Consider the following 7,487-nt stretch of genomic DNA (forward strand, 5'->3'; position numbering starts at 1 on the left):
TCCGTAATAGACCCAATAGCAAGAATAGACAAAAAAGGGAATATACAAATTATTCAAATTCATAAATGGCTATATGATGAATCTGGAGATTTCGTTGATGAAGACTTATATGAGGCACTCAACAATGGAGAAGTTGGAATATACATAACTTTGCAGTATATGATCATTAATATTGAAAATTAATTATTTTTTATTTTTAGTCAGTTTGAGTTCTTACTCTCTAGAGCCTAATGGTTACTACACATAAGACCTTATTAAGTATTACCTATTGATGGGCACATATTCTTTATAAGTCTTGATAAGTAAAAAAATTATATAGACTAAAAATAAAACCATTTAAAAAAAGAAATCTTTATCTATTTAAATATGAATATTTGATATTTTTAATTCAATCCCTATTGCTAGTGCTTAAATATTATGCCAATATGAAGTTGGAAATATTTCCGAATAGATATTTCCTATTTCATGTTTAAGCGTTTTTTTCGCTAAGTCCATTTCTGAATAAAAATAGGAAGTGGGCTTTTTTATTTTTAATTATTTCTGTATTATCAGTGTGTTGCTTTAAGTAACACTAAACCTTATTGATCAGCGCAAATATCAAAAAAGGGGGAGCTTGCCTACTAGGCAAGCTTTTTAAATTGATAATTTAAACACAATAATCCATTTTAAAGCTCAATAGAAAAATCAAACTTCCATAGCTTTTATTCGTACTAATTTATTGAATATAATCGTTTTTATAATTTTTAAAATTTCCTTAAACTAAAAATGGAAAATTTCTTGTTGCAACATTGTTATAATAGGACTACCTTAAGAAAAATACTTTATAAAAATGAGGAGCTGCTGAAATGCCACAGTGTCTCATGTTTGCGGAAAATATTTATAACAAAATTAAAGATGAGGAATTGTTTTCACATGACTGTATTGAAAATATGAACTTACTTATGACATGTATACGCAGAGAAATTGAGGGAACAGAATTTAAATTAAAATATAATTTTATTGATTTTGTTGAATTGTTTAGTAAACACTTAGATGAATGTAAAGTAAAAATAGATGTGAGTTTGATTCCTCCTCATAATTCAGAAGGTGAGTATATTTTATGGTTAGCTGGATTTATCGAAAAAATCACAGAAGGTGGACCTAAACCACCTCCGCCTATAAAGAAATTTATTCCAGAGTATATGGGCTTGAAATCTGAATTAGATTTTTTACCTTTAAATGAGGAAAAAATTCAAACCGAAGGTAAAGAAATTACGGATTACTTTAATTCAAAGCTTTATAAGGCAACTTTTAAGAAGTAATACTATATTGCCTGTGAGTTTAGCCACCGCCTTAGGGCGGTTTTTTTATGGGTGAGAATAATGGATTCTACAGAATACTTTTGGCTTACTCGGAAAAAAGAACCTAAAACCAAGCCTAAATCCAGACCGCTACCTAAAGCTACTCAAAAGTACTTAGAGGCAGAGGAAGAATTTACTGAAGCTTTAGACAATCTGGAAATTAAATACGAAAAGAAATTCCAGTTTAAATCAACAAAGCATTGGCGTTTTGATTTTCATTTAATTGAACATCGTATTTTAGTTGAAATTGCTGGCGGTCCCTGGTCAGGTGGACGAAAGGGCAAACTTAAAAATAAAGCTTGTAGTCTTGATCGTTACGATGTGGCTGAAGAGATGGGCTACACCGTAGTTCGCATAGAGACAGCTTCAAGATGCTGCATTGATGAGTCTGGACCTTTGCAGTTACGGACTGAATACGCTAGTGAATGGCTAAAAAATTTAAAGAGGCAAATATTTAATGGATCAGATCACACCATTTCCTCCAACTGATTTTATTGACCAAGCAGATGAAGAGGAAGCGATTCGCATAGTACCTGCGTCTGATTTAAAAAATTGGGTAGTTGCTAATTTTCTTACACTTGGTGGACCTTTACATAATCCAGATCATGACCATATCGCTGAGATGCTTCATGACAATGAGGGGTTTTTGGCTTCTGCATGGGCTTCTACTGCTTATACGAGAACTAAGCGCATGGTGCTCGGCCAATGTGAAAAGGTTATGTTTCAACAAGGCGGCTGGAAGAAAGCCCGTCAAGAGCAGCAAATGCGTGATTGGTTCGGTTTTGTTCCAATTTACTTAATCACTATCGATGCAAGCTTTTGTGAAAAGGCAAACGATAACGAGTTTTGTGCTTTGTTTGAACATGAGCTCTATCACATTGGTGTAGAGCGAGATTCGGACGGTGAGATTATTTACAGCGATCATACTGGCTTACCAAAGCACTATTTAGCTGGCCACGATGTGGAAGAGTTCATCGGTGTTGTTAAGCGCTGGGGAGCTAATGACAGTGTTAAGCGGCTTGTTGAAGTCGCTAAAAACCCGCCGTTTGTTTCTGATTTAGATATTTCTAAATGCTGTGGAAACTGTGTAATTACCTGAGCCTTTTGGCTCATTTTTTTTGCCATGTTTCCTTGACGTACCTTGACGGATAGAGAGAAATGGCGACATTAAACAAAAAGCAGAAACTCTTTATTGTACAATCGCTTGCTGTGTTTAACACCCCTCAAGAAACAGTAAGTCTCGTCAAGGAGGAATTTGACATTGATGTTTCGAGACAGCAGGTAGAGTCATATAACCCTACAAAGTTTGCTGGGAGAGATTTAAGTAAGGAACTCAAAGAAATTTTCGAAAATACACGGGAAGAGTATTTGAGTCAGCCACTAAATAAAATCAGTGGAGCAAATGACATTGTTCAGTTGAAGATTTTAAGTGATTTGCTTTGGACTAAAAAAACAATGTGACCATGACAATTAAGATCGTGGACCAAATACAAAAGATCATGAAAGGGTTTTATGAGAAGAAGGGGGAACAAAATAATAAAGGTGGTAATTCTGAAGCGAACCAAACTAAAGCTGAAGTAGAACTTGAGATTAAAAAACTTGAACTTCTGAAGTTACAACGTGAGGTAAATCCACCTGAAGAGGATTACAAGCTTGTGCTGAATCCTGATGAGGAGATACCAAATGAGCCAATGCTTTAATCCTCCAGAAGGTTCAGTTCAATTAACGCCTAAGCAAGCCAATATTTATTTGTGGGGCTGGCAAAAAGAAGCCCGATTACGTGATGCTGTTTGTGGCCGACGTTTCGGTAAAACATTCTTGGCCAAAGCGGAAATGCGAAGAGCCGCAAGACTAGCGGCTAAATGGAATGTTTCGGTAGAGGATGAAATCTGGTATGCAGCGCCTACCTTTAAGCAAGCAAAACGGGTTTTCTGGAAGCGACTAAAACAAGCTATTCCAGCATCTTGGCGAGCTGGTAAGCCTAATGAAACTGAATGTTCAATTACTTTAAGAAGTGGCCATATTATCCGTGTCGTTGGTCTAGATAACTATGATGACCTTCGTGGATCTGGTTTATTTTTCTTAATTATTGATGAATGGGCCGACTGTAAATGGGCTGCATGGGAAGAAGTGCTTCGCCCGATGCTTTCTACCTGTAAGTATATGGTGAACGGCGAACAGCGAGTTGGTGGCCATGTTTTAAGAATTGGTATGCCTAAAGGCTTTAACCATTGTTATGACACATTCATGGATGGTCAGCCAGGGCATGAACCAGACTGTAAAAGCTTTTCTTACACTTCATTACAAGGTGGAAATATTCCTGAGTTTGAAATCATTGTTGCTAAACGCAAAATGGATCCTAAGACATTTAGTCAGGAACATGAAGCAAGCTTTGAGAGCTATCAAGGTGTCATCTACTATTGTTTTAACCGGTTGCTAAGTGCATCAAGTGAAACAGTTAAGGTTAATGATGTTCTTCATGTGGGAATGGACTTCAACGTAACTAAAATGGCTGCTGTGGTATATGTTCGCCGTGGTGAGCATATGCATGCGGTAGATGAGTTCTTTAATCTATTCGATACTCCAGCAATGATTGAGGCTATCCAAGAGCGATATCCTAATCACGAGGTTGCAGTTTATCCCGATGCTTCAGGTGAGAATCGAAAGTCGAGTAATGCTAGTGAGACAGATCTGGCTTTATTAAGAAAGGCAGGTTTTAAAGTTCATGTGAATAGTCGAAATCCAGCAGTAAAAGATCGTATTAACTCAATGAACGGTATGCTCTGCAATACATTATCTGAGCGCAGATTATTCGTAAATGTAGATAAATGTCCTCACTTTGCTAAATGCCTAGAGCGACGAATCTATGATGATTATGGACAGCCGGATAAGAGTGCCGGTTTTGACCATATGAATGATGCAGGTACATATCCAATCGCTTATTTATTCCCGATCGACAAGAAATCTGTTGGAGTTCGAAGAATTCGCGGGATGTCTTAAACAATGCACCTTTACAGGTGATTTTTTATTGGTGTTTTTATGGCAGTTACTGATAAACATCCGCAGTATATTGCTGCACAAAAAAGCTGGTTGGTTATGCGTGACGCCGTAGCAGGTGAAGAGCAAATTAAACATGCACAAACTAAATACCTAGCTAAATCGGCCGGAATGATTGAGGCTGAAAAGCAAGGAGATACGACTGGAGAGATTTATAAAGCCTATCTAAGTCGCGCTCAGTATCCATTATGGGTTCAGGATTCATTACGCACGATGATTGGTTTATTTTCAAAGCTGGAACCTAACATCGTAATTGAGAGTTCTCTGTTAAAGGGTTTAATAGAGAATGCAACCAATGATGGATTTGGCCTTAAACAGCTCTTCATTAGAATTTGTCTTGAACTTCTAGTATTTGGTCGTTGTGGTTTGCTAGTGGATGTTGATTCCAATGGGGTTCCTTACTTTGCGCTTTATGAGGCGCTTTCAATCATTAACTGGAAGGAAAACAGCATTGGTGGGCGAAAAGATTTAAAGCTTTTGGTGCTCGTGGAGCAATTTGATAATAGTGAAGATGAATTTGGCCATAACAGGATTATTAGCTAATTTTAAGGTGTTGATATTATATGAAAAAGATTATTTTTTTAAGCTTAGTTCTTGGTTTGGTAGGGATTAATGGTTGCTCAAAGGTGGAAAAAGAGTCAAAAGAAGCTATCTTAAGCACCTTAAAAGATTCTGATTCAGCCCAATTCCAAAATATAAAAGGATATTGCGGAGAGGTAAATTCTAAGAATAGCTACGGTGGTTATTCAATTTGCAATAATTTGGGAAGCACACTGCACTCCAAATAAATTATCTTTAAAATAGCGCAATGAGTGTGTAAAGGATGCATATAATCAGTCTCTTATAATGGATGCAAGGCTTAAAGGGGTTTCCAAGGAAAGCTTAAGGAATGAAATACTAACAGACAAAAATGCATCAAAGGCAGAAATTCAAGAAGGCTTAAGAGATATTGATCGTGCGTATAACAGTAATTTCAAAGATAAGGGTCTATAGGCACAGGATGTTGTTGCTAAATGTGTAAAGTTGATTGATTAGTGAATTGGTAAAAAGCACCCTAGGGTGCTTTTTTATTTAGACAAAACGCACTTCAACATGTTTACCAATTGCCGCAGCATATTTTTGCAATGTGGCAATAGATGGTGATGGTTTGCCTGTGATCAATGCTTTTTCTAGCCGTGAAACGGCAGGTACATTTGTTCCCATGCGTTCCGCGATTTGCGCTTGGGATAGACCTGCCTCTCGAAGTGCAGTAAGTACCATATCGAGCAAGGGCATTTCTTCACGTTCAATTCGTTCGTATTCGGTACGCACTGCTGAACGAGATAATGCAAGTGCTTTCATTTCTTCATGTGTTCGCATTTTTCACCTCTTTCATGCGGTCAAGTGCTAGGTTTAGATCTTGCTTAGGTGTTTTTTGGGTTTTCTTAACAAAACTATGGAGCATTACAATGCGTTTACCGACTAGTGTGCAATACATAACACGAGCAATACCTTCTTGAGATTTTAAGCGCAACTCAAATAGTCCTTTACTCATTGGTAATGTGTGAGATTCTCCTAAGTTTGCGCCGGGGGTGAGTCTATTACTTTACCCAGTGCATTATTTAATATAGTTCTATAGACATCCAAGCGTTCTTTGTAATTTTCAATAAACTTAGTCAACTCTATGTCATCAGGGCTAGTTAACTTACGAAAATGTTTTCACTTCCTATTATTTCACGAAAATCAAAGCTCATTGTGCAACGAATATAAATATAAGATGACTTTTAAATCAGCTTGTCTCTAATCTCGAATCCGCTAATATCCTCAAAAGCTATTTTTCTTGTCCATTTACTTCTTCAAATACACCTTTGTGGTTCAAAAGCATGTGTTTGATCGGTTGACCAGTGAGCTGATTAATATCCAAAAGATCATAAACCATTTGTTGTCCTAGCTGTTCACGCCGGACGGCTTCAACAATTTCCTGCATGTTTTGAAATTCTTCAAAACTCAGAACAACAGCTTCGGGCGTATTCTTCGTATAAACAAAAACAGGTTTATGACTTTCTTTGACACATTGAACAATTTTGCTCCAAGATTTGCGAACATCAGACGCAGAAACAATCGCACCGTTTATAAAAGTTAATCGACTCATATCTAAGACCTTATACTGGATGGCAAAAATTAAATCACTTTAGAATATTGTTCCGAATGTAAGAAAACGACCGTTATTTATTATGGGGCTATTATATATTTCTAAAATTAGTAGATGATATTTGTATGTAACTATATAATCTAAAAAAATAAATTTTAAATCGTGCAAATTAAAAATAGGGAAAGCTATGCTTACTGGAGTCTATATAAATAATGTTGCTACTTATAGTGTACCAACACAATTAGATGGTTTAAAGCAGATAAATTTTATATTTGGGGCAAATGGGTCTGGAAAAACTACAATTGTAGAATTATAGATCAACCATTAGGCTACACACATTGTTTACTTCAATGGCTTGGTGAAGAACCAATAAAAACTCTAGTCTATAATAAAGATTTTATTGATCGTAATTTCAATCAAGAAAATACCGTTAAAGGAGTTTTTACTCTAGGTGACGATCAAGTTGAGGCAGAAGGTCAAATTGCTTTATTGCGTCCACAAATGAGGGTGAATGGAAGCGTAAAAAACATCAGCCTGAATATCGTCGCCAATGGCGTAAATTACATATGGGTATAGATGCTAAAACCTTACAAATACGCGCTGTTCAGCTCACAACCAACAATGTGAGTGATTCACAGGTACTTGGTGATTTACTCGATCAGATTCCACAAGATGAGAGAGTTGACTCCGTCTATACCGATGGAGCTTATGATACCAAACAGTGCCGACAGGTCATTGCGGATCGGCAAGCACATGCAGTGATTCCACCAAGAAAAAATGCGAAGCCATGGAAAGATAAAAAGATGAGCTCGCTAGAACGCAATGAGTTGCTTCGAACAGTTAAACGTTTAGGAAGAACTATTTGGAAGAAATGGTCAGGCTATCATCGGCGAAGTTTGGTTGAAACCAAGATGCATTGCATCAAATTATTGGGGGATAAACTCAGTGCGAGAAATTTT

10 protein-coding genes and 4 pseudogenes are annotated in these 7,487 nt (G+C 36.8%); 11 read left to right on the forward strand and 3 right to left on the reverse strand.

Going from position 1 to position 7,487, the window contains the following annotated elements:
- The 8 genes and pseudogenes from MKL33_RS19655 to MKL33_RS19690 form a co-directional block, all read left to right on the forward strand.
- On the forward strand, window positions 1-183 hold a 183-nt coding region (locus tag MKL33_RS19655), incomplete at its 5' end, for a hypothetical protein (protein WP_042889335.1).
- Window positions 184-845: 662 nt separating this feature from the next.
- Complete coding sequence (locus MKL33_RS19660) at window positions 846-1,301, forward strand: hypothetical protein (RefSeq protein WP_270907426.1); 456 nt, start codon at window positions 846-848, stop codon at window positions 1,299-1,301.
- 60 nt (window positions 1,302-1,361) lie between these two features.
- Window positions 1,362-1,829, forward strand: coding sequence for a hypothetical protein (locus tag MKL33_RS19665; RefSeq protein ID WP_032042733.1), 468 nt, complete (start codon window positions 1,362-1,364; stop codon window positions 1,827-1,829).
- The gene (locus tag MKL33_RS19670) at window positions 1,798-2,439 is read left to right on the forward strand and encodes a putative metallopeptidase (RefSeq protein WP_021511117.1); all 642 of its coding nucleotides are present in this window, start codon (window positions 1,798-1,800) and stop codon (window positions 2,437-2,439) included. The genes MKL33_RS19665 and MKL33_RS19670 overlap by 32 nt, the downstream gene beginning before the upstream one ends.
- Before the next feature lie 59 nt (window positions 2,440-2,498).
- Window positions 2,499-3,040: pseudogene (locus MKL33_RS19675) on the forward strand (DUF2280 domain-containing protein).
- Window positions 3,024-4,340: a phage terminase large subunit family protein gene (locus tag MKL33_RS19680; RefSeq protein ID WP_032042750.1), complete on the forward strand. Its 1,317-nt coding sequence runs from the start codon at window positions 3,024-3,026 to the stop codon at window positions 4,338-4,340. The pseudogene MKL33_RS19675 and the gene MKL33_RS19680 overlap by 17 nt, the downstream one beginning before the upstream one ends.
- Window positions 4,341-4,379: 39 nt before the next feature.
- Window positions 4,380-4,922 (forward strand): annotated as a pseudogene (locus tag MKL33_RS19685) (DUF4055 domain-containing protein); the annotation flags it as partial.
- A 38-nt stretch (window positions 4,923-4,960) separates the two neighbouring features.
- Window positions 4,961-5,185: a hypothetical protein gene (locus MKL33_RS19690; protein WP_005130229.1), complete on the forward strand. Its 225-nt coding sequence runs from the start codon at window positions 4,961-4,963 to the stop codon at window positions 5,183-5,185.
- Between the two features lie 283 nt (window positions 5,186-5,468).
- On the opposite strand, the gene MKL33_RS19695 is transcribed toward MKL33_RS19690, so the two are convergent.
- The 3 genes and pseudogenes from MKL33_RS19695 to MKL33_RS19705 all read right to left on the reverse strand — a co-directional run bounded on the left by MKL33_RS19695 (window position 5,469) and on the right by MKL33_RS19705 (window position 6,528).
- Window positions 5,469-5,756, reverse strand: coding sequence for a helix-turn-helix domain-containing protein (locus MKL33_RS19695; protein ID WP_001258992.1), 288 nt, complete (start codon window positions 5,754-5,756; stop codon window positions 5,469-5,471).
- Window positions 5,743-5,952: pseudogene (locus MKL33_RS19700) on the reverse strand (type II toxin-antitoxin system RelE/ParE family toxin); the annotation flags it as partial. The pseudogene MKL33_RS19700 and the gene MKL33_RS19695, both read right to left, overlap by 14 nt.
- Window positions 5,953-6,207: 255 nt before the next feature.
- Window positions 6,208-6,528, reverse strand: a complete 321-nt coding sequence (locus MKL33_RS19705; protein WP_004704395.1) for a type II toxin-antitoxin system Phd/YefM family antitoxin — start codon at window positions 6,526-6,528, stop codon at window positions 6,208-6,210.
- A 187-nt stretch (window positions 6,529-6,715) separates the two neighbouring features.
- Here MKL33_RS19705 and MKL33_RS19710 point away from each other — a divergent pair, with 187 nt between their 5' ends.
- The 3 genes and pseudogenes from MKL33_RS19710 to MKL33_RS19720 all read left to right on the forward strand — a co-directional run.
- Window positions 6,716-6,844, forward strand: a complete 129-nt coding sequence (locus tag MKL33_RS19710; RefSeq protein WP_002123981.1) for an AAA family ATPase — start codon at window positions 6,716-6,718, stop codon at window positions 6,842-6,844.
- Window positions 6,845-6,897: 53 nt separating this feature from the next.
- Entirely contained in the window at window positions 6,898-7,104 is a 207-nt protein-coding gene (locus MKL33_RS19715; protein WP_235824376.1) for an AAA family ATPase, read from the forward strand.
- Window positions 7,032-7,487, forward strand: a pseudogene (locus tag MKL33_RS19720) (IS5-like element ISAba13 family transposase); the annotation flags it as partial. The gene MKL33_RS19715 and the pseudogene MKL33_RS19720, both read left to right, overlap by 73 nt.

It is taken from the genome of Acinetobacter sp. AOR43_HL (assembly GCF_027854635.1).
GTDB classification, from domain to species: Bacteria; Pseudomonadota; Gammaproteobacteria; order Pseudomonadales; family Moraxellaceae; genus Acinetobacter; species Acinetobacter pittii.

Excerpts from the sequence above, each read along its gene's own strand:
- MKL33_RS19680 (WP_032042750.1), top strand. The coding sequence starts at position 3,024 with ATGAGCCAATGCTTTAATCCTCCAGAAGGTTCAGTTCAATTAACGCCT.
- MKL33_RS19665 (WP_032042733.1), top strand. The coding sequence starts at position 1,362 with ATGGATTCTACAGAATACTTTTGGCTTACTCGGAAAAAAGAACCTAAA.
- MKL33_RS19695 (WP_001258992.1), bottom strand. The coding sequence starts at position 5,756 with ATGCGAACACATGAAGAAATGAAAGCACTTGCATTATCTCGTTCAGCA.
- MKL33_RS19710 (WP_002123981.1), top strand. The coding sequence starts at position 6,716 with ATGCTTACTGGAGTCTATATAAATAATGTTGCTACTTATAGTGTACCA.
- MKL33_RS19660 (WP_270907426.1), top strand. The coding sequence starts at position 846 with ATGCCACAGTGTCTCATGTTTGCGGAAAATATTTATAACAAAATTAAA.
- MKL33_RS19690 (WP_005130229.1), top strand. The coding sequence starts at position 4,961 with ATGAAAAAGATTATTTTTTTAAGCTTAGTTCTTGGTTTGGTAGGGATT.
- MKL33_RS19670 (WP_021511117.1), top strand. The coding sequence starts at position 1,798 with ATGGATCAGATCACACCATTTCCTCCAACTGATTTTATTGACCAAGCA.
- MKL33_RS19705 (WP_004704395.1), bottom strand. The coding sequence starts at position 6,528 with ATGAGTCGATTAACTTTTATAAACGGTGCGATTGTTTCTGCGTCTGAT.